19 protein-coding genes, 1 tRNA gene and 1 pseudogene are annotated in these 22,191 nt (G+C 34.3%); 4 read left to right on the top strand and 17 right to left on the bottom strand.

The window, feature by feature from the left end; translation table 11 throughout:
* Positions 1–73 precede the first annotated feature (73 nt).
* Positions 74–457 carry an autonomous glycyl radical cofactor GrcA gene (gene grcA, locus A9G36_RS02535; RefSeq protein ID WP_034947838.1) on the bottom strand — a complete coding sequence of 128 codons (384 nt, stop codon included), beginning with the start codon at positions 455–457 and terminating at the stop codon, positions 74–76.
* Positions 458–889: 432 nt separating this feature from the next.
* On the opposite strand from grcA, the gene ung reads away from it, so the two are divergent.
* Both ung and A9G36_RS10480 read left to right on the top strand, forming a co-directional pair.
* Positions 890–1,579, top strand: a complete 690-nt coding sequence (gene ung, locus A9G36_RS02530) for a uracil-DNA glycosylase (RefSeq protein WP_065569312.1) — start codon at positions 890–892, stop codon at positions 1,577–1,579.
* Positions 1,576–1,833 (top strand): annotated as a pseudogene (locus tag A9G36_RS10480) (LacI family DNA-binding transcriptional regulator); the annotation flags it as partial. The gene ung and the pseudogene A9G36_RS10480, both read left to right, overlap by 4 nt.
* Here A9G36_RS10480 and A9G36_RS02525 read toward each other — a convergent pair.
* On the bottom strand, positions 1,801–2,058 hold the full coding sequence (locus A9G36_RS02525) for a DUF805 domain-containing protein (RefSeq protein ID WP_081295292.1): 258 nt from the start codon (positions 2,056–2,058) through the stop codon (positions 1,801–1,803). The pseudogene A9G36_RS10480 and the gene A9G36_RS02525 overlap by 33 nt on opposite strands.
* A 323-nt stretch (positions 2,059–2,381) precedes the next feature.
* Between A9G36_RS02525 and upp the strand changes: the two genes are divergently transcribed.
* On the top strand, positions 2,382–3,008 hold the full coding sequence (upp, locus tag A9G36_RS02520; RefSeq protein ID WP_065585365.1) for a uracil phosphoribosyltransferase: 627 nt from the start codon (positions 2,382–2,384) through the stop codon (positions 3,006–3,008).
* 102 nt (positions 3,009–3,110) lie between these two features.
* Positions 3,111–4,370 (top strand): uracil-xanthine permease family protein, encoded by a 1,260-nt coding sequence (locus A9G36_RS02515; protein WP_081296659.1) that lies wholly within the window; start codon positions 3,111–3,113, stop codon positions 4,368–4,370.
* Positions 4,371–4,845: 475 nt separating this feature from the next.
* On the opposite strand, the gene lysS is transcribed toward A9G36_RS02515, so the two are convergent.
* The 15 genes from lysS to A9G36_RS02440 form a co-directional block, all read right to left on the bottom strand.
* Entirely contained in the window at positions 4,846–6,363 is a 1,518-nt protein-coding gene (gene lysS, locus A9G36_RS02510; protein WP_065574127.1) for a lysine--tRNA ligase, read from the bottom strand.
* 30 nt (positions 6,364–6,393) lie between these two features.
* Positions 6,394–7,492 (bottom strand): peptide chain release factor 2 gene (gene prfB, locus A9G36_RS02505; protein ID WP_141670610.1). Its coding sequence is split into 2 segments (ribosomal slippage): positions 6,394–7,416 and positions 7,418–7,492, totalling 1,098 coding nucleotides; the frame shifts between segments, so codons are not numbered across the junction.
* A 189-nt stretch (positions 7,493–7,681) separates the two neighbouring features.
* Entirely contained in the window at positions 7,682–8,308 is a 627-nt protein-coding gene (locus tag A9G36_RS02500; protein WP_065585363.1) for a Fe-Mn family superoxide dismutase, read from the bottom strand.
* A 121-nt stretch (positions 8,309–8,429) separates the two neighbouring features.
* A complete protein-coding gene (locus tag A9G36_RS02495; protein WP_218055746.1) occupies positions 8,430–9,281 on the bottom strand; it encodes a VanW family protein in 852 nt (283 codons plus the stop codon).
* Positions 9,282–9,306: 25 nt separating this feature from the next.
* Positions 9,307–10,035 carry a type 1 glutamine amidotransferase gene (locus tag A9G36_RS02490; RefSeq protein ID WP_065585361.1) on the bottom strand — a complete coding sequence of 243 codons (729 nt, stop codon included), beginning with the start codon at positions 10,033–10,035 and terminating at the stop codon, positions 9,307–9,309.
* A gap of 172 nt (positions 10,036–10,207) precedes the next feature.
* Entirely contained in the window at positions 10,208–11,404 is a 1,197-nt protein-coding gene (locus A9G36_RS02485; RefSeq protein ID WP_081295295.1) for a restriction endonuclease subunit S, read from the bottom strand.
* Positions 11,344–13,380, bottom strand: a complete 2,037-nt coding sequence (locus tag A9G36_RS02480) for an HsdM family class I SAM-dependent methyltransferase (RefSeq protein ID WP_065585360.1) — start codon at positions 13,378–13,380, stop codon at positions 11,344–11,346. The genes A9G36_RS02485 and A9G36_RS02480 overlap by 61 nt, the downstream gene beginning before the upstream one ends.
* A gap of 319 nt (positions 13,381–13,699) precedes the next feature.
* Positions 13,700–13,775, bottom strand: a tRNA-Asn gene (locus A9G36_RS02475).
* Positions 13,776–13,855: 80 nt separating this feature from the next.
* On the bottom strand, positions 13,856–14,437 hold the full coding sequence (locus A9G36_RS02470; protein ID WP_034947809.1) for a YiiX/YebB-like N1pC/P60 family cysteine hydrolase: 582 nt from the start codon (positions 14,435–14,437) through the stop codon (positions 13,856–13,858).
* On the bottom strand, positions 14,421–15,008 hold the full coding sequence (locus A9G36_RS02465; RefSeq protein WP_051825423.1) for a biotin transporter BioY: 588 nt from the start codon (positions 15,006–15,008) through the stop codon (positions 14,421–14,423). The genes A9G36_RS02470 and A9G36_RS02465 overlap by 17 nt, the downstream gene beginning before the upstream one ends.
* 162 nt (positions 15,009–15,170) lie before the next feature.
* Entirely contained in the window at positions 15,171–15,803 is a 633-nt protein-coding gene (locus A9G36_RS02460) for an MBL fold metallo-hydrolase (RefSeq protein WP_034947806.1), read from the bottom strand.
* A 4-nt stretch (positions 15,804–15,807) separates the two neighbouring features.
* Positions 15,808–17,211 carry a DHA2 family efflux MFS transporter permease subunit gene (locus A9G36_RS02455; protein WP_065569303.1) on the bottom strand — a complete coding sequence of 468 codons (1,404 nt, stop codon included), beginning with the start codon at positions 17,209–17,211 and terminating at the stop codon, positions 15,808–15,810.
* 290 nt (positions 17,212–17,501) lie between these two features.
* Positions 17,502–18,290 (bottom strand): TatD family hydrolase, encoded by a 789-nt coding sequence (locus A9G36_RS02450; protein ID WP_065574129.1) that lies wholly within the window; start codon positions 18,288–18,290, stop codon positions 17,502–17,504.
* 8 nt (positions 18,291–18,298) lie between these two features.
* Positions 18,299–21,547 (bottom strand): exodeoxyribonuclease V subunit gamma, encoded by a 3,249-nt coding sequence (recC, locus tag A9G36_RS02445; RefSeq protein WP_218055745.1) that lies wholly within the window; start codon positions 21,545–21,547, stop codon positions 18,299–18,301.
* Between the two features lie 203 nt (positions 21,548–21,750).
* A complete protein-coding gene (locus A9G36_RS02440) occupies positions 21,751–22,176 on the bottom strand; it encodes a F0F1 ATP synthase subunit epsilon (protein ID WP_034948095.1) in 426 nt (141 codons plus the stop codon).
* Positions 22,177–22,191: the final 15 nt, after the last annotated feature.

Genomic DNA, 22,191 nt, shown 5'->3' with positions numbered 1-22,191 from the left:
ATATGACATCAAAACAATACTTTCGAACACTCAGAAAAAACAGAGTGTTCGAATAAAATTATTAGTATACAAATTACATTTTTGTCGTAAATGTACGTGCGATAACATCACGTTGTTGTTCAGCAGTTAACGAGTTAAAGCGAACTGCATAACCAGAAACTCGAATGGTTAATTGTGGGTATTTTTCAGGATGTTGAACAGCATCTTCTAAAGTTTCGCGTCGAAGAACGTTTACATTTAAATGTTGACCACCTTCAACTTTGATTGTTGGTGCTACATCTAATGGAATCTCACGATATTCGAATTGACCCAATTCAGCTGTTGGAATAACCTGATCTTCTTTATAAACTGATTTAGCGGCTACACAACGAGCTTCTTTTGTTGAGTCATCTAATAACCAAAAAGAATTAAGTAATGCAGCATTGTCAGCTTTAGTAATTTGAATACCTGTAATCATTTTGAGCCCTCCTACGGGGTTTTATTACCCTAAAATTATTAAGGATAATATAGCACTTTCAAAATTTGATTAAAGTCAAAAAAAACTATCAATTCAATAATCAATACCTTTGATTGCTATTTTAGTTATGGCTATAAAAGTTATTTATATTAATTATTTTGAATTTATCACTTTATTTAAAATTAAAAGAACTTAACCAAATATTTTATTTAGTACAATGTCGATAGGAGCCCTAAAATATTATAAAAATATCAGTTAAACATTGAAAGTTTGAATAATCAGTTTCCATTTTATATCTAAGTAAACATTTAAGAATATTGGTTTAGCGAAAGCCAAGCTGATTAACATTAGGTTTATTATTTTTTTTAGGTATAATTATTTAATCAGCAAATAATGTTGTTGAGTCATATGAAATAATAATATAGGTATTGTATGAGTAATCAATTAACATGGCATGATGTTATAGGCAATGAAAAAGAAAAGCCCTATTTTCAGAATATAATGCAATTTGTAGCATCTGAACGTACTAATGGTAAGATTGTGTACCCACCACAGCATGATGTGTTTAATGCATTTCGTTTTACACCGTTTGATCAAATCAAAGCGGTGATTTTAGGGCAAGATCCTTATCATGGTCCTAATCAAGCTCACGGTCTTTCTTTTTCTGTTTTACCCGGAGTTAAGACACCACCATCGTTAGTTAATATTTATAAAGAACTGGCAACCGATATTGATGGTTTTACAATTCCTTCTCATGGCTATTTAGCTTCTTGGGCTGCTCAAGGTGTATTACTATTAAATAATGTGTTGACTGTTGAAGCGGGGCAAGCGCATTCTCATGCAAAAATAGGTTGGGAAACTTTTACTGATAATGTGATAGCGGCAATCGATGAGTATCTTGAAGGTGTGGTTTTTTTATTGTGGGGATCTCCTGCACAAAAAAAAGGGCAGTTTATTAATCGCCAAAAACATCATGTATTAACATCGGTGCATCCATCACCGTTATCAGCTCATCGTGGATTTTTTGGCTGTAAGCACTTTTCCAAAGCGAATGATCTTATTATGCAACAAGGTAAAAAAGCAATAGATTGGCAACCAAGACTATCGGAAAAACAAACATGAGTAATAATAAAAGACGTCGAACAAGTTTGCAGGAAATTGCAAATCTAATCGGGATTAGTAAAATGACTGTGAGTCGTTTCTTACGCGATCCCAATCTTGTATCAAAACCACTTCAATTACAAATTTCAGCCGCAATAGATAAGCTAGGATATATTCCCAATAAAGCTCCCGATATGCTGCCTAACGCTAAAAGTAATGCCATTGGCATTGTGTTCCCTTCTTTAACCAATCAGGTTTTCGCCATATTGGTTAGGACCAAGAGTTGAATCGGTACACATAAGCTTTAATAGCGTATAAGGTATTGCAGTCAAAAAGTACCAACCCGGTTTATCAACATCATGCAAACGGCGTACTGTAACTGCGCAATTAGGAACAAATAAAGTCAATGTCAAGCTCAAAGTTAAAACGAGGTTATTTTTCATCATATTATCAATAATTATCATCAAAATAATTAGAACAATATAGATCGAAGAGAACATCCAATATTCTTCACGGCAAGCTCGTCCATTAAAATTTGCATAATTTATTGTAATACAATTAATAAACCAATTCTTTCCTATATTCCTTTTTTAAATTAATTACTGAAATAAATTATTTGGGACGGCTATTTTAATGAAAAAAAAACGAAAATAAAACTGATTTTTATCGTTAAATTTTTTTATTTTTATTTTTTATCAATATTTACATTGCCTATAAGGCTGTTGATTTCAGGTTTTCATAAAGTGATAACTATGTTAGAATTACCGCTCAGTGGTTATTTATACCAGCTAACAGATTATAGAAAATAACACTGAGGCCCTCCATGAAAATAGTTGAAGTAAAACACCCTCTTGTACGTCATAAAATTGGATTAATGCGTGAACACGATATTAGTACCAAAGACTTTCGTAATCTTGCCAGCGAAGTTGGCAGTTTATTAACTTATGAAGCAACGGCTGATCTACCTACCGAAACAGTAACAATAGACGGTTGGTGTGGACCTGTTCAAGTAGAACGTATTAAGGGTAAAAAAATTACGGTTGTACCTATTTTGCGTGCTGGCTTAGGTATGATGGATGGTGTGCTTGAGCATGTGCCAAGTGCCCGTATTAGCGTTGTTGGTTTTTACCGTAACGAAGAAACGTTAGAACCTGTTCCTTATTTTCAAAAACTAACCTCGGATATTGAAGATCGAATGGCTTTAGTTGTTGATCCAATGTTAGCTACAGGTGGCTCAATGGTGGCGACAATCGATTTGCTTAAAAAAGCAGGTTGTAAAAATATTAAAGTATTAGTTTTAGTTGCTGCACCAGAAGGTATTAAAGTGCTTGAACAAGCTCACCCTGATGTTGAACTTTATACTGCATCGATTGATGAGAAGTTGAACGAAAAAGGCTACATACTACCTGGACTGGGTGATGCTGGAGACAAAATCTTCGGCACAAAATAAAATCTCAAAATTTAGACCGGTTAATCCGGTTTTTTTATGCCTGTTAATCAGGCAAGTTATACAATAAATTTCGTTAAGTAAGAGAGGCGAGATGTGAGCAATATCACAACAGATAAAACAAAAAATATAACATCACTGCATAAACATTCTTGGCAAGATATTTTTACTGGAGCGCAAATGTTATTTGTCGCATTTGGTGCATTGGTGTTAGTTCCACTATTAACAGGGTTAAACCCGAATGTAGCTCTTTTTACTGCTGGAGTAGGTACTTTATTATTTCAATTGACAACTAAAGGTAAAGTTCCTGTATTTTTAGCTTCGTCATTTGCTTTTATTGCTCCTATCTCATTTGGTGTTGCTCAATGGGGGATTCCTGCTACTTTAGGCGGTTTAATAGCTGCGGGATTTGTATTTATGTTTTTTTCTTTTTTAGTAAAAATAAATGGTAAACATGTTATTGATAGTATCTTACCGCCAGTTGTAACTGGACCAATTATTATGGTTATTGGTTTATCATTGGCGCCTGTTACTATAGGTATGGCAATGGGTAAAAACAGTGGACTGCAAGCTGAAAATTATCAATTGATTATTATTTCAATGGTATCATTATTAACAACTTTAGTGGTTGCCATTTGGGCAAAAGGTTTTTTAAAATTATTACCTATTATTTCGGGTATTGTAGTTGGTTATACGCTCTCTTGCATGTTTGGTATTGTCAATTTCCAGCCAATTATTGACGCACCATGGTTTAAAGTTCCCGATTTCACTTTTCCTGAATTTCACTGGCAAGCCATTTTGTATATGATCCCAATTGTCATTGCGCCAACCATTGAACATGTTGGCGATATTATGGCTATTAGCGCCGTAACAGGTAAAGACTATACACGCGATCCTGGTTTACAGCGTACATTACTTGGTGATGGGCTAGCAACTTCGATGGCAGGATTTTTTGGTGGACCACCGTGTATTACTTATGCAGAAGTGATTGGTGCAGTAACGCTAACTCGCAATTTCAAAACTCGAGTAATGACATGGGCAGCTTTTTGGGCAATTTTAATGTCTTTTATCGGAAAAATTGGTGCATTTTTAAGTTCAATTCCAACTGTAGTAATGGGTGGGATTATGGTGTTACTGTTTGGTTCTATTGCATCTGTGGGCATTAATATCTTAGTGAAACATAAAGTCGATCTATCTGTACCGCGTAATATGTGTATTGTTTCATTAGTTTTAGTTTTTGGTATTGGAGGGATGATCTTTGATTTTGGCTCTTATACACTGCAAGGTATTAGTTTGTGTGGTATTTTAGCTATTGTGTTAAATCTTATCTTGCCACATCAAGTCAAATCGATTGATAGCCACTAAATTCACTCATATTTCGTTGGCTATATTGATAGTCAACGATTCTTTATGATATGTCATGATTAATTTATTGATACATTGTGCATTGCTTGATATCTTAAATTAATAGATAAAAGTGAATAACTACTCACTTTTTTATTTTGTGATTATTCTCACATGCAATAAACTAATTTTAGCAATATTGTTTTCTTTTTAATATTAACTTATATAGTGTTTTTTGCCATTTATGATGGTATATGTACTTACTAAGTATGTAAGTAATAACTTACAATGTTATTTGTTAATCATTAAAGCTGATGTTGGATAACTGGGTATTAAACAATAAATAATCTAGATGGGCTATTAGTAAGTAAAATGAATTAGTATGTTTTTTATTGGTTACGATACAAATTGTTGTTAAAAACTTTCAGTAAAACATGCGTTTCAGTATAAAAACACACTTATCAAAAAATAAGTGTGTTTTTAATGATAAACCGTTTTATTTGATTGGACGCATGGTTGGGAATAAAATTACGTCACGAATTGTATGGCTGTTGGTAAATAGCATCACCGTACGGTCAATACCAATCCCAAGTCCTGCTGTAGGCGGTAAACCGTGCTCCAGCGCTGTAATATAATCTTCATCATAAAACATCGCTTCATCATCACCCGCATCTTTTTGTGATACTTGATCAGCAAAGCGTTGAGCTTGATCTTCAGCATCGTTAAGTTCTGAGAATCCATTGCCAATTTCACGACCACCAATAAAAAACTCGAATCGGTCTGTTACAAATGGGTTTTCGTCGTTACGGCGAGCAAGCGGTGATACTTCTGCTGGGTATTCGGTAATAAAAGTTGGTTGAATTAAGTTCGATTCAGCCACTTCTTCAAAAATTTCAGTCACAACACGACCAAGTCCCCAACCTTTTTCAATTTTAATGCCAATTGATTGTGCTATGGCACAAGCTTTATCAAAGTCATCTAGATCAGTATTATTGGTTTCAGGGCGGTAATGGCAAATGGCTTCACGCATGGTCATTTTGATAAATGGTTTACCAAAATCAAACGTATGTTCACCATATTGCACAACAGCATCACCTGTTACCGCAATAGCTAAACGACGGAATAATGTTTCTGTTAATACGATCAGATCTTTGTAATCAGCATAAGCCATATACATTTCCATCATGGTAAATTCTGGATTATGTCTTGGTGATACGCCTTCATTTCGGAAGTTGCGATTAATTTCAAATACCCGCTCAAAGCCACCTACAACTAATCGTTTTAGATAAAGTTCTGGCGCAATACGCATATACATATCTAAATCAAGCGCATTGTGATGCGTAATAAATGGTTTAGCTGATGCACCACCCGGAATTACCTGCATCATTGGCGTTTCGACTTCCATAAAGTGGTTTTCAATCATAAAGTTGCGGATTTCACTGACAACTTTGGAACGCGCTTTAAAAGTCTCTCTTGACTCTTGATTTGTGATAAGATCCAAGTAACGTTGACGGTAACGCATTTCTTGATCGGCAAGTCCATGAAACTTATCAGGTAATGGGCGAAGAGCTTTAGTTAATAAACAAATTTCTTCACAGTGAATAGAAAGCTCACCAGTTTTAGTCTTAAATAGGTAACCTTTAGCGCCGACAATATCGCCCAAATCCCATTTTTTAAATTGCTCGTTATAAAAACCTTCAGGGAGATCATCACGAGTAACATAAAGTTGGATTTGTCCAGCAACATCTTGTAGAGAAACAAACGAGGCTTTACCCATAATACGACGCATCATCATACGGCCAGCCACAGTTACAATAATTTTCTTTTCAATCAGTTCTTCGTTAGTTTTATCGCCATATTGTTTATGGAGATCACTAGAAATCGCATCACGGCGAAAATCATTAGGAAAAGCAATACCTTGTTCGCGAAGATGAGCGAGCTTTTCGCGACGTACTTTTAGTTCATTATTTAACTCTTCAATTTGGTTTTGTTGATCTTGCTGCTCTGTTGACATAGTTTTACCTTTTATTTATAACCAAGCGGTTTATAAACCTGCTTTTAAGCTTTCTTCAATAAATTGATCTAAATCGCCATCTAATACGGCCTGTGTATTACGAGTTTCAACGCCAGTACGCAAATCCTTGATACGCGAATCATCAAGTACGTAAGAGAGAATTTGGCTCCCCCAACCAATGTCAGATTTAGTCTCTTCCATTTGTTGTTTTTCAGCATTCTTTTTTTGCATCTCAAGCTCATACAGTTTTGCTTTTAACTGTTTCATTGCTTGATCTTTATTGCTGTGTTGTGAACGGTTATTTTGACATTGAGTAACAATACCCGTAGGAATATGAGTGATTCGTACAGCAGACTCAGTTTTATTTACATGTTGACCACCAGCACCTGACGCACGGTATACATCGATACGGAGATCGGCAGGGTTAATGTCGATATCAATATCATCATCAATTTCAGGATAAACAAATACAGAAGCAAACGAGGTATGGCGTCGATTGCCTGAGTCAAATGGACTTTTGCGAACTAGGCGGTGTACTCCAGTTTCTGTGCGTAACCAACCGTAAGCATAATCACCCGATACTTTAATCGTTGCCGATTTGATACCAGCAACATCACCATCCGATACTTCCATCACTTCAGTTGCAAAACCTTTTGATTCAGCCCAGCGTAAATACATCCTAAGTAACATTTCTGCCCAATCTTGTGCTTCAGTTCCCCCTGAGCCTGATTGGATATCTAAATAACAATCTGCACTATCATATTTACCAGAAAACATTCGTCGGAATTCAAGTTCAGCCAGTTTTTTCTCTAACTGTTCAAGTTCAAAATTAGTTTCATCGAAAGTATCTTGATCTTCAGCTTCAATAGCAAGTTCAAGCAAGCCTTCAACATCGTCAAGACCTTGAGTTAATGAATGAATGGTATTGATTATTTCATCAAGTGCAACGCGTTCTTTACCTAACGCTTGTGCTTTTTCTGGATCGGCCCATACTTCGGATTGCTCTAGCTCGGCATTGACTTCTTCGAGCCGTTCTTTTTTTAGATCATAGTCAAAGATACCCCCGAATCACGGCTGTGCGTTCGGTAAGTTCTGCTATCTTTGATTTAACTGGATTAATTTCAAACATGATTTAAATGGAGTTGCTCAGTTTTATGATTTATTAAACAAGCGTCCATTGTAGCGGATTTGGGCATAATTTAGCAATTGCCAATTACTATTTTTGACTTTGACTCAGTAAATAAAGCATTGCTCGAAAAGAAAAGATGGCGCACTAGGCGCCACTTTTTAAGGTGAAAAGAATATGAGTACAATCAAGTTATTTTTTTGCTTCAGCGTATAGCTCAGCAACTTTATCCCAATTAACTACATTCCAAAATGCACCAATGTAATCAACACGGCGATTTTGATATTTCAAATAATAAGCATGTTCCCAAACATCTAGTGTTAAAATCGGCGTACCAGAAACACCAGCAAATTTTTCGCCCATTATCGGTGAATCTTGATTGGCTGTAGAAACAACTTCCAGTTTACCATTTTGTAATACTAACCAAGCCCAACCTGAACCAAATCGAGTTGCTGCCGCTGCTGCAAATTTTTCTTTAAATGCATCAACCGAACCAAAATCTTTTTCGATGGCCACCTTTAGGTCGCCTTTTAGTTCAGTACCAACTTTTAATAGTTCCCAGAAAAGAGTGTGATTAACATGACCCCCTACGTTATTTTTAATACCCGTGATTTTGTCAGCAGGTACTTTATCTAAATTTTTTAACAAAGTGCTAGGGCAAAATTCTTTTAATTCAGCTGGCAAAGTTTCAAGAATGGCATTTGCATTGTTCACATAGGTTTGATGATGTTTATCGTGATGCAGATGCATAGTTTCAGAATCAATATAAGGTTCTAATGCATCATAAGCATAAGGTAATGGAGGTAAAGTATAAGCCATGAAATTTGCTCCTTTCATATATTAGGTATTATTAACTACTTTATTTCATGAGTATACGGGCTATTAGTATAGCTCTCAAACTATCACTTAGATAGTTAGTGACTATCTGTTATCAGAATGACTATTGCTTTTTCAATTCGTCTTCATTATTTGCTATAAATGGGGTATACATCATAATTGCGTGGTTTTCGCTGATGAGCTTTTCTTCAACATGGTTATCAATTAAATGTGTTTTACGTTGCCATATTTTATTATGTCTGGTAAAACCTCCCCACCATTGTTGTTCAATACGATGATCGGTTTCTAGGATTTCATAATGATTACTTAAGGGGGTATCAGCAAGTAATTCGCCATGTAAATATTGATCATCAAGCCAAAGATTAAGCCGGTAAGTGCTATTGGTTTTATTGATTAACTGTAAATCTACATAGTTATAAGATAGGGTGGCGCCACAAGCAAAAGGAATAGTTCGATTGATATCAGGGAAAACATCAAAACTATGACGCCAACGTTCTATGATTGTAAGATCGGAGTGTAATACAATCCAATAAATCAAATTACCTAATTGGCATAATCCTCCACCAATATCTTTGCCTATCTGTCCATTATGTAATGATAGTCCTTCTAAAAATCCCCGTTTTTTGGATGGACGTCCTACTTTTTGCCAGATCGAAAAACGTTGATTAGGCTTAATGATTGAACCATTAAGTTTTTCAATTGCTAATCTAAGATTAGTGATTTTGTTATATTGTAAATACATATCAACATCTTTTAGTTGTCTTAATAAAACAGACTGATGTTTTTTGTGAGAATAACAACATGTATTATTATTTATGTCGACAGTGCAATATGCGTTACGATGTCGCCACCAATCAAATTTTCGTTTTAAGATAAAATATTCTTTGCCTAATTTTAGCATTAATTTACTGCGTTTTATCGGTTTATCGATAATAATATCCTGCATATTTTCCATTCCCTTATCGACAATATATAATCGGTCATTTTTCTAAAGGTGACAGATAGCGTTGGCTTAACTTGTCGAGAAAAGTGAAAAGTTTTTGATTCATTTCAGTGTAATCATGAGAGCGAAGCTTATCAGGTGTATCGACAAAGCGGTATTTTTCTGCTTGACTAAGTTCCTTTTGTGAATGGGTAATTAATAATTCGACCACTTCAGGTGTTAACTCCATATGGCATTGGAAACCATAAACAAATTTACTGTATGCAATGATTTGACGAGGACACCCTTCACTATAAGCAATAATTTGAGCATCTTTGGTTAAACCTGGCATATCATTGTGCCAATGACCGACTTCTAATGTGCTACCAAAATCAGTAAACAAAGGATTTGTTTTACCGATTTGAGTTAATACAATAGGGAATTTGCCAATCTCTTTTTCTGGGCTGTTGCTATAACTTGCCCCTAAAGCTTCACCGATTAATTGTGAACCAAGACATACACCAATGACTACTTTCTCTGCTTTTATTGCAGATAAAATAATGGATTGTTCTGCTTTAGCATCAAAATGAGCGCATTCTTGTTTGGTAGTTGATGGTGACTGTGGACCGCCCATAACAATAAGAAAGTCGATATCATCAATGCTATTAGGGAGTGGTTCATTAAGGTAAACGCGAGAATAAGTTATAGTGTGATGATGCATCATAGCCCATTGCTCATAAGCTCCAGGTGCTTCAAAAGCTTCATGAATAATAAAATGTATATGCATTAATAACAGTTCCTTTAATTTTTACAATACAGATTTTTTACTTTTGGGGTTGTACTATTTTCGTGGAGATAATTATACTCATTAAAATTATAGGTGGTTAGCACGTATTTAAGCACAGCTTAAAACTATACGACTAAACGCCTATAAAATGTTTTTTATATATTTGAGAGTCTTAATTCTTATTATTTTCTGATTGTACCACCATTTTTGTTGCTGCAATTTTTTTATTAGCATATAAAACAACATCTTTAATTACTAATTTTTGAATAGCAGAGATAAATGTTTCCATTATTGAATAATTAGGCTGACCATTTTTTATAGGAAGTTTTATGAATTGTTTTTCTATAATATTTGTATTAAAGCTTGATCTTCCCCAACTAAAGCAACTAAAAGATTTTTGCATCGTTGAAACAAAAAATAATCCGTTTAACTTATTAAAACGATCATCTTTTGATTTCAAAATTTTTATTTTATCACCAGTAAAATAAGGTTCTTTCTGATAAAAGATTGTTGCCGTATCTTGACCAAAAGACAAAGTGTTCGCTTCATTTAAAAATTGTTCATCCTCATTTATATAACCACGTATCCCATTACATAAATTCGTTCTAACCACATAAGGTTTTCCAAAATCAGAAATATAAACTTTATTTGCATCAAATCGTTTTTTATATGAATTTATATAAAACAAATATCCAGTTCTAAACTGACTAAAACTAAATTGATCACTTTCAAAATCATCTAAAGCTTGTTGCTCTTCTTTTGTTAAAGTGTAATCTTTTAAGCCTGTAACAGATAAATAGGCTTCCAGTTCCGCTATACGCTCTGCTTCCAGTTCCGCTATAAAATTTTCCATAAAATCAAAATTTATCTGACCATCTTTTAAAATAGGTAATTGAACTATTGTATTTAAGAAAGTTTTATCGACATCTCTAACAAGCACAGATAATAAATTTTGTTTTTGTTTATTCAAAAGTGCTGTGAAATATAATACAGAATTTTTCTTAAGTTGAATTTTAGGCACAATTTTTCTTACAAATTGACCCGCATACCATGGCTTTTGACGATAGAAAAAATCCATCTGTAAAAGCCCTAAGCTCCAATTTCCGGATGAATTCAGATTTTCTTTATTTATATATCCTGTTTCCATCAAGATTCCCTGATTTTGGGATGTTCTAGTAACATAATCATATTGATTACCAACGTTAAGTTTTTCTTTGTTAAAACTTAACGTGTTCTTTATATCAAACAAATCTCCTAATTTAAATTCACCCCACTTAACTTCTTGCAACTTTTTGCTAAGTGAGGAATCTACTTTCCCAGCCTTTCCTCTTCTTTGTTTTGTTGCTTTAGTAAATTGGAGACTTCCCAAGCCAAATAGTCGCTGACTGTTTTCTTAAAGTCTTGTAATGTCGGTTTGGTATCAATTGGTGCGCTTTGGTTCCAATCAGTGCCATTTTCAGGGTCTATGGTATTTTCGTAATACTCTTTATCGGTAAAAATATTAAGTTTACTCCGCCCAAAACGTACCAAGTTAACTAATTCTTGATATCGTTCTATCGCTCTGCCTGTATCTTTTAAATTGTTACTTGCTTTTTTGCGGTTAGTTCGTGTGTATCCGTCGTTTGAGAAGTCAATAAACTTCACCATTTCATCTTTTTCATGCTTTTCATTTATTTTAAACACATAAATATTTGTTTGTACGCTTGATTTGCCGATAAATAAATCAATAGGCATTTTTATACTGGCTAGAAGGGTATGTTTTTTTAAAATTCTTTGATTGTATTCTTTTGCTTTACCGGAACCGGCAGAATTTTGTATAATGATGGCTGCATACCCTTTATTCATCATATTAAGCGCTTTTTCTACAAAAATCATCCCATTACCTTTTGCAGAATAAGGCGGGTTGAGTATAAAAGCATCTGCCGGGAATTTTTCGTTCGGTTTTCCAAAGCCGTAATTACCATCAAAGTCGATTAAGGAATCTTTATTTAAAATATTTGAGCTTCCGTCTCCCATTAAGATCATATTTAAAATTGCCAACATATATACACTGGAAAGGACTTCTAAACCCAGCAATTGTTCGGCTTTTATTTGAATCTCTTTTTGCTTGAGTTCATCCGGCGATGTAATGCTGTTTTTAGCATCATTCAGCATTTCGTTCATTGCGGCAACAAGTAAGCCGGCAGATCCTGTTGCAAAATCCCAAACGTAGGAGTCTTTATTTATTCGTGCCAATTTTACTAAAAGGGTAGCAACATACGAAGGTGTGAGTACTACGTCGTTAAGTTTATCTTGAGTAAAGCCTAACCAAGAATACATTTCATTAAAGAGTTTTCCCGTAAAATCAGTCGTTAATCCGATTTTGTAATAGATACCTAAATCATCAATAATTTTAGTAAACACTCTTTTTAACTGAGATTCCCCATTATTGACTTTATTGATGTTTTCGGTGGTAAGAGTATTTTGCAAAGTTCTTAGAATAAGGTCTTTTTTCTCATTAGGTAATTTCTTTTCCTCTAAAAATGCTTTGATTTTTCGAACAATTATATCTCCATCTGTATTGCCTTTTTCGATAGACGATTTTAAATCTTCTTTTTCAAGAGGCGCCACTTTACCGGGTATCCCCAATGTTGCAATAATAGAGGCAGCAACCAGATAAACTCGATCGTTTTCTCCTAATCCTTTTTCATTTTGGTATATATCATTATTAAGCTTTACCAGACTCGCATTAATTTCTCTTTCACGTTGTTCTTTGAGCTTCTCAATCTCTTCTTGTGTTAGGCTTAACGATTTTACTTGCTCGATAAAAGCATAAAAGTTTTCTCTTTTTAAAAAAGATAAATCTGAAAATTCGCCAACTTTTTGACCTATCCCAAAATTACTTTTTGAAACATAATAAACCCCTATTTGATATTGTATTTTTTCATTTTCGTCTTTATAACCGGTCATTCCGATAGCGATAATATCGGTGTAACTGGTATGGTGCAGTATAGCATTAGCATAATGGACAGCTCCGTTTACTGCATATGAATTGATATTTTTAAAATGGGGCTCATTTTTTGCTGTTCTATTCTCAACTTGTCCTTGATTGTCCAGTTTTACGAGTTTATTTTTATATCCTTTATATTCAATAAGGACAGGGTAAAAATTCATATTTTCATGTTGTAGCAACAACTTCACATCGGGGCGATTTGCACCATTTCCGCCGTTTTTAGTAAAGTAATCGGAAAGTGCTTTATCTATTTCAGTATTTAATGATTCTTGTTCTAATTTATAGTCTAATTGATGTGATTTAAGCCAACCGTTAGCTAAATCTGCAATATTGGGTTCGATTGATTGCACCATTATTCTTAATCTCTTTGTTCTTAAATTTTACAAATTCCAAAGTAAAATTTGGAAATGAAGATATATTGTAAATATAAACTTTTAAAGAAGTTGGTTATCTTAACATTTTTGATGAAATATTATTTAATATAATATGCCGTTAAAAGAAAAAATTAGAATTATTATTTTTTAACGTAATTGATATGCTAGCTAATTATGGAGTGAATAAGACTAAATGTGGAAATGGCTCAAAGAAAGAAGCTCGACTAATTTGTGCAGCTGATCAATTTTTCAAAAAAATCAGAATTTAGAAAATCTTTTGCTAATATTATATAGATATTGGCTCCTCCAACAGGACTTGAACCTGTGACATACGGATTAACAGTCCGCCGTTCTACCGACTGAACTATGGAGGAACCGAAATGTAGCGCGCATATTATAGATTTAATGGCGCTATGTCAATAGTAAAATGCTTTTTTGTGTTAATTACCTCCTTTTAGAATAATTCAAGTGTTAGGATGGTCTTGAATAAGTGGTTTTGTCTAAGTAACTGTTGTGGGTGAGATCCTAATTCTTGTTGTGGAATAATCTGATTTAGATCGCGATAATAATCGACCCAATAAGATAAAATTTCATTTGTCGTTAAATCTTTAAAATTCATTGGATATAATGCAAAATAATCATTACCTTGCTCAGTTTTAAAGGCATAAGTAATTAGCTCGCTGCAATAAAACCCATCTGCATTGGGATGAAAGCTGTGATTGTAAGGTGAGCCTAAACATTTCTTTACCCGCCTTAATGCATTTTGAATAATAACTAAATCATGGATTCTACCAATGATGTTATGCTTAGCTGTACAAATAAAATTAGTCAATGACTGTTCAATCACGCCATAGCTTTGCGTTGCTTCAATAACAGTATTATTTCCAATATATAAACCAACATGATTAATGCTTTTGGTTATTTCATCTATATTTGGCACTGCACCTGAAAGGCTTACAGCGCCATTAAAAGCATTATTTTTTTTAAGGCTTTGGAAGATAATATCTCCACATTGGAGATTATTGTTTTTTTGCACGATAGCGCCATAGCGAAAACATTACACAAGTTGCAATAATAAATTTAAGCGCATCAACACCAACAAATGGGAAATAACCCACTTTTAAAGCATCAATAAGTGTAATGTTTAAATAGCCCATTAAATAGACGACACCAAATACAAATAACAATTGGTGTGCACAAGCGAATGCAATTAAGCCTAAAATAAAGTGACGATCATACCCTTTTTCTGCTGCAAAACCTGCTAAATAGGCGCTAAATACATAACCATACAAGTAACCCGAAGAAGGCGATGCTAGTGCCATAATCCCTCCGCTACCATTAGCGAATAGAGGTAGTCCCATGGCGCCTAAAAAAAGGTATTGAATTATTGCTAATGCGCCTAGTTTACGACCTAAAAAAGCACCAATTAACAATACTGCCAATGATTGTAATGTAAATGGAACAGGGTAAGTAGGAATGCTAATATTAGCGGCTAATCCTAAAAGTAATGCTGCACTGGTAGTGACCAATAATTTACGTTGCCAAGAAGATAAATTTACCAGTGTCGTGATAAATGTTGGATAATACGAAGTCAGTTGTTGTTTCATTATTTTCTACCTTTTATATAAATAATAGAACTATAATAGCGCAATCGTTTCGGTTGTAAACATTTTTATTGAAAAATGGTTTACAGCTGAAAGTGAAAAATAGGCTTTTTTAATTATCACACTCTAAAATAAAGAGTGTTATAATTAAAGACAATGTGTTACTTAAACTAAGTAAGGATTACTAACTCGTTCATGACCAAAACTTGACATTGGTCCGTGACCTGGTACAAAAATAAAGTTATCTCCAAGTGGTAATAATTTATTCGTGATTGATGAAATTAAATCGGCATGGTTGCCTCGTGGAAAATCAGTTCTTCCTATACTACTTTTAAATAATACATCGCCGACAAAAGCCAGCTTATCCAAGTGGTTAATAAAAACAATATGTCCAGGCGTGTGACCAGGGCAAAAAAGGACATCAAGGCTAATATTACCAACTTGAATCTGCTCGCCTTCTTTTAACCAACGATCAGGCAAAAAGCTATCAGTATAAGGAAAACCGAATTGTATACTTTGTTGTGGCAAACTTGTTAATAAAAATTCGTCTTCTTGGCTTGGTCCAATAATCTTCACATCATAATGTTTAGCCAACATAGTTGCAGCACCAACATGATCCAAATGTCCATGGGTTAATAAAATCTGCTTAATATTAACACCTAGTTTTTCAACTGCTTTTATAAGCAGTTCGGGTTCGCCTCCGGGATCAATAAATGCACCTTCCATGGTTTCATCACACCAAATAATGCTACAATTTTCTTGAAAAGTGGTAACTGGGATGATTTGGTATTGGAACATAGATTTATCTCCTTGTTTTTTGGTGATGAGTAGTTAGATTTTGTCCATCTTGTTTTTTTAGTTGTGCGAAAATGAAGCCGGATAGCACCGTAACCACGCCAAGTATAACAAATGTTAATTGAAATGCGTGAAGCGTACTAGCTGAGTTACTAATCAATCGTAGTAAAACAGCTCCAAAACCAGTACCAAAACTGATTGCTAATTGCTGATTTACGGCCATTAAACTATTACCACTACTTGTATTATCATTTTCTAAGTTAGCTAAGGTTATGCTATTCATGGCAGTATATTGCATAGAATTGATGCCACCAATACAAAATAGCAATAAGCTAATGAGGATGAGAGGCGTCGATAAATTTAACAGAGACATTAAAAAAATCATTACACCCGCTAAAATTGTATTAGTAACGAGTACGAAACGATAACCTAAACGCGCTAAAATATGTGGAATAAATATTCGGGTACAAAGTGAAGCAATAGCCATTGGCACTAGCATCAAACCAGCAAAGATAGCTGAGTAGCCAAATCCTACTTGTAATAATAACGGAATTAGAAAAGGCACGCCTGATATCCCTAATCGGCAAGCGAGATTGCCAATAATACCGATTTTGAACGTTCGAATCTTAAAAAGTGATAATGGGAATAAAGGGTTGAGTTTCTTTCTTGCATGCTCACGATAAATCAATAAAAAAAGTAGGCTGATTATTGCAAGTAGTAATGGAAGCAAATATGTCTGATTTTGGCTTAAAATCTCAACACTTAATGTGGCACTTATAAAGCTAATAACGATAAAAATAAAACCGAATAGGTCAAAAGGCATACGTTGACCTTTTAAATTAGGCATATATTTCCAACTGATTATCACGCCTAAAATACCAATAGGTAAATTAATAAAAAATACCCAATGCCAACTGACCATATCAACCAAATATCCCCCCAATACTGGTCCTAAAACAGGACCAATTAAGCCTGGAATTGTGGCCGTATTTAAAGCAGATAAAAAATCACTACGTTTAAAAGATTTTATTAATACTAAACGTGATATAGGTACCATCATCGAGCCACCAACACCTTGAATAACTCGTGATACATCTAAAAAAATCAATGAATTAGATAAAGCACAAAGTAAGGATCCTAGTGTAAATAGTGAAACGGCCATAACAAAAATATTTCTTGTGCCAAATTTATCTGACAAAAAACCACTAACAGGAATAAATAATGCAAGAGTCAAAGCATAACTTATCACGGCTGATTGCATATTTAATGGGGACTCATTAAGATCATTAGCCATAGTGGGGAGTGCTGTGTTTAATATCGAGGTATCAAGTGATTGCATAAAGAATGCAAATGCCGCAATCCACGGTAATATACGATATACAAAGGGTGGTAACTGTAATTCGCTATTCATTTTAATCTAGCCTGAAATTAATTTAAATGCAGGGTAAGCACTAAAAATTAAGCTATCCTACTTAGGTTGTGTTTGATAGAAGCTATAATAAATACTATTTTACAATATTATTTATCAATTATTGGTTTTTTCTTATTTTTACAGCGTTACCTTACCAGTAGTTAGCATAGAGCAAGCCACAAACACTGCGCCAAACTGAAAACACGTCAGCAGTTAGATCCGATAAAAACAGATATAATAAATTTTCTATGAGGTTAATAAAACAATTCTGTAATGATTGTAGAATTATATTAATTTTTTGTTTTTTTTATATTATTAATTCTGCTAAATAGCATTAAGGTGTTTGTTAAAATTGTATTAAGTATGTAATCTGGTGGCTCATTGCGTAATTGTGTTAAGATCTTAAAAACCTCAGTAATGTATTCAGGACGGTTTGGTTGACCTTGACGCCCACTTAGTGGCATATCGGGTGCATCTGTTTCAAGCACTAGACTGTCAAGCGGTAATTGAGCAATTGTATTGCGAGTTTTATTCGCACGTTCATAACTAATTACGCCACCTACACCAATATAATAACCCAGCTTAACAAATTGCATGGCTTGTTGATAACTACCTGAAAAACCATGTATTACACCTCGACAAGGTAAGTTGGCCTTGTGTAATTCGCGGTACATAATATCGTGCGCTTTGCGTGAATGTATTAAAACGGGTAAATCAAACTGTTTGGCAAGTGTTAATTGCGACCTAAAAAATAATAATTGTTGTTGCCAATCGATACTTAAACCGTAGCGATCGAGCCCGATTTCTCCAATGGCAACTAATTTTTTAGGTTTTGTTTTAACACTATTGGTTAATAGTTCTAAATCAGCCATAGTATGTTGGTAGATAGGATGTAATCCCAAAGCGGCATAAAGTTCATGGTAATTATTCGTAAGTTGTAAAACAGTATCAAAATAGTTAGCACTAACTGTGGGTATAATTAACCCAACAATACCCGCTTGGCGAATCTTATTTATTGAATCAACCAAAAATTCAGTAAAAGGCGGAAAATCAAAATGACAATGTGTATCAATAAACATAATGCCTCTTATTCTACTGTTGTTTGATGTAATAAAATTGGTAATAAAAATCGCTCAGCGGTAAATATAATTTGTTCAATCAGTGTATCGGTTAACTCAGGATAAAGACGAGTATAATAACTGTCACACTCGGCGGATTGGTTAAATCCGCCTTGCCATGAATTTAAAAGTTGATTGATAGCTCTTTCACTAGCGATAATCTGACCTGTTTTCTTGTCATAAGCTGCAATTAGCCAACTCCACGAACTTTTTAATGGCATTAATAATGGTTCATTGATACCCTGCAAATAGCCTTCAACTAAATTAGTTAATATAGTTAAGGCTAGATCTGCATTTAAATGTGAAAATCGCCATTCATTATCTTCCCGACCATACATACGACTTTGACTGTCAATTTTATCAGGATTTAAAATGCAATAAACCAAATGATCAATCCACAACGAAATACCATTGCGAATCGAAAGCTTTGATGGTCGCCATGTCAATATACCATCGTCTTGAATGTGAGTTAACCAACCTTGTAATTGGTAATGTTGATCATTGGATGAAATGGTTAAATTAACTTCTTGTGTTGTCATATCCAAGCGTTCTTGGCAGATTTTATTAGCTAATAATTGCATTGTTTCATTTTGCTCATGGTAAATAATCTGACCAAATGCACCGTCAGGTAAGTCACCAGTTAGTGCTAAGCGTTGATATAAATCATCTGATTGTTGAGGATCTTTGGCAATAAGTTGATTTAAAATCTGCAAATTCAATTGGTAACGCTGTAAACTATCAAGATTAAAGTTCTCCGCATCTGGTAACGTATCGTCAAGATAGTTAAGATAAAAATTAAAACGCTTTTGTAAAAATAGTCTAATTGGGTGTTGGTAAAATCGTTTTAATTCATCAAGACTGATATTATCGACACTGATAGCGGGTATTTTACTAATAAAGTCTTGCTCTTTTCCTTGTTGTAATGCAGCTGGTAACCATTCATCGGCATAACTTTTTGGATTTTGTAAAAAGTTTAGGGGATTAAATGGTGTGCGTGTATGGTTTATCCGTAAAAAATCTAAGTTGTTATTAATGTTATCAACCTGGTTTACAGGAATGTTATAATATTGAGCAATATATTCCCAAAGTTCATCAACGAGTATTGACGGATAACGTTCACTATTATCTTTTATATCTCGACCAATATAGCTAATATAAAGCAGGTTTTGCGCCGATAAAATAGCTTCTAAAAAAAGGTAGCGATCATCATTACGACGACTACGATCACCTCGCCTTGGATGATGGGCAATAAGATCAAAATCAAGTGGTAGTGATGTTCTTGGATAATCGCCATCATTCATACCCAATAAACAAACAACTTTAAATGGAATAGAGCGCATTGGCATCATAGTACAAAAGTTTATTTTACCGATTAAAAAACGGTGTACTAAATGATTTTGTTCTAAGCGTGATTGCATAGCATCATGCAAAATAGTGATAGAGATATTATCCGTATAATTGGCCACCATCCCACTATTAATCAATTTTTGCCACTCTTCTTCGAGCATTAACAAAATAGATTCACGCTGTGGATTACTCGCAAAAAAATCATTCATTAATTCAAAGACACAACTTTGCCATTCAATTAATGGTTTTTCTTCACTTAAGATTGCTAACCATTTGCTCACAACACTAACAAACTCAGCTAACTTACCAATTAATTCGGCATCTAAACCTGTTGCACCATCATATGGTAATATTTGTTGCCAAGCTCCTTGCTCACTGCTCATCGTATAACCAAGCAATAAGCGCTCTAAGCCAAATAACCAGCTATGCGTACTTTCAAGCCCAAAACGAATACCCGATTCAATAATCCAAGTTCGTAAAAGAGTTAACTGTGATTCATTAATGGCAAACTTTTCAGCAATAGCTGGAATTTCTAACAAATTAAATAGCTCTTCTGACGTAAATCTACTGTACGGAAAGTTTAAAATAGCGAAGAATCCTTGCACAATAGGATCAATATTCCGTGCTTTTTGGTCAGAAATGGTAAAAGGTAAATAACGTTGGCCAGTTGCATTACCAAAAACAGCGCGAATATAAGGTACGTAACGGTCTATATCTGAAACCATTACAATACAATCACGTAATTCAAGCTCAGAGTTGGCATCAAAAATGGACAACAGATAATCATATAATACTTCAACTTCACGTAGTTCACTATGGCAAGCATGAAATGAAATCGATTGATCCGCAGGTAAAATTTGTTTATTACAAGAATCACTTTGATAAAGTTCCAAAATATCTTGTTGAATTGCATGTAACAGGCAAAAGCGATCTTGATCAACAAAGGCTTCAATATCTTGCTTATGGCTAACGTCTTGTAGTAAAAATAGATTATCTCGACCTAATTTTCCCCACGATGTTAATAGCGGATTGGGAATTTTATCAGGCGTACTTTGTAAATCTGATAATTGCTTTTCAATAATATCTCCCCAATACCATTTACAGGGGTTATTAAACATCAAATGAACATCAATATGTTTTCCAAGAGCCGCAAGCAATGATAAATAAATAGGAGGGAGTGAAGATATACCGAAAATAAAAACACGCTTTGGTAAGTGCTTTAATTGCGTACGATCCAATCTATCATCTTGTAAAATTTTAAGCATTTGTTGATAAATATTTGCTCGATGATAAGGTTGGCTAATTGATATAAGTTTACGCCATAATTCTGCTTGCCAAATTTCATCTGAATGATGATTTAACTCAGCTACTGTTTGATTAGCTTCCCATCTTACTAACCAATCGGAGCGATAAACTAAATATTGGTCAAATAAACGGGCAATACGTGTTGCCAGTTGATATAGTTTTCTATCTGTTTTGTCAACATTCAAATAAAACTTGAGTGAACTAAATTCTTTTTGTTCAATAAGCTGTGGAAGCAGATAATACAAGCGCCAACTCATTGTTTCAACACTATAATTATTTTCAATTGGTGCATTAGGTAACAAGACTTGATAAAGTTGCCAAATAAATTGTGTAGGAAAAGGGAAGTTAATATTTGCAGAAATGCCTATTTCATCAGCCAACGCAATTTGCAACCATTGTGCCATACCTTGGCTTTGTACAATCACCATATCCGATGTAAATACATCTTCTAATGGCTGTCTTTGCATCAATTCACTCACTAATGATTTAAGAAGCTCGATTTGATTTGAATGATAAATAGTAAACATAGCAACATTCATTACGATAAAATTATCTCTAATACTCATGAATAAATCTAGTGACTCTTATTTTAAATAAAAAATTATAGCTCATATTAATAGTATCGAAGAATTTATCTTTGATTTGTAATAGTTAAGTAACAAACAAGACCAACTATTTATTAATTTTAATAATAGTTCATTTGAATTAAAAAAGGCTACAAAACAAACTTTGTAGCCCGGTAATTTTTCTGCTCTTGAAAAACAGTCGATTATTGACCAATACGGCGTGTTAATTCGATAACGCGAATTTTTGCCAAGGCTTTAGATAATTCGGCAGACGCTTGTGCAAATGACATATCATCGCTTGGATGATTAATATGTTCTTGTGCTTGTCTTACTGCTTCTTGTGCTCTTGCTTCATCTAAATCTTCACCACGAATTGCAGTATCTGCCAAGATAGTTACGATGTTAGGTTGTACTTCTAAGATGCCACCAGATAGATAGATAAACTCTTCTTCACCATCCGCTTTCACAATGCCGACCATGCCTGGTTTTATGGTTGTGAGTAAAGGGGTATGGCCAGGATAAATCCCAAGTTCACCTTCCTTACCTGTGACTCTGATTCGCTGAACATCACCCGAAAACAGGTGAGATTCAGCACTAACAACTTCTAATTGATAGGAAGTTAGTGCCATAATACGATCTCCATT

This window comes from Gilliamella sp. Choc6-1, assembly GCF_001690385.1.
In the GTDB taxonomy this organism is placed as follows: Bacteria; Pseudomonadota; Gammaproteobacteria; order Enterobacterales; family Orbaceae; genus Gilliamella; species Gilliamella apicola_A.
The sequence above is the reverse complement of the archived record's forward strand: the minus strand, read 5'-3'. Positions and strand labels throughout refer to the sequence as shown.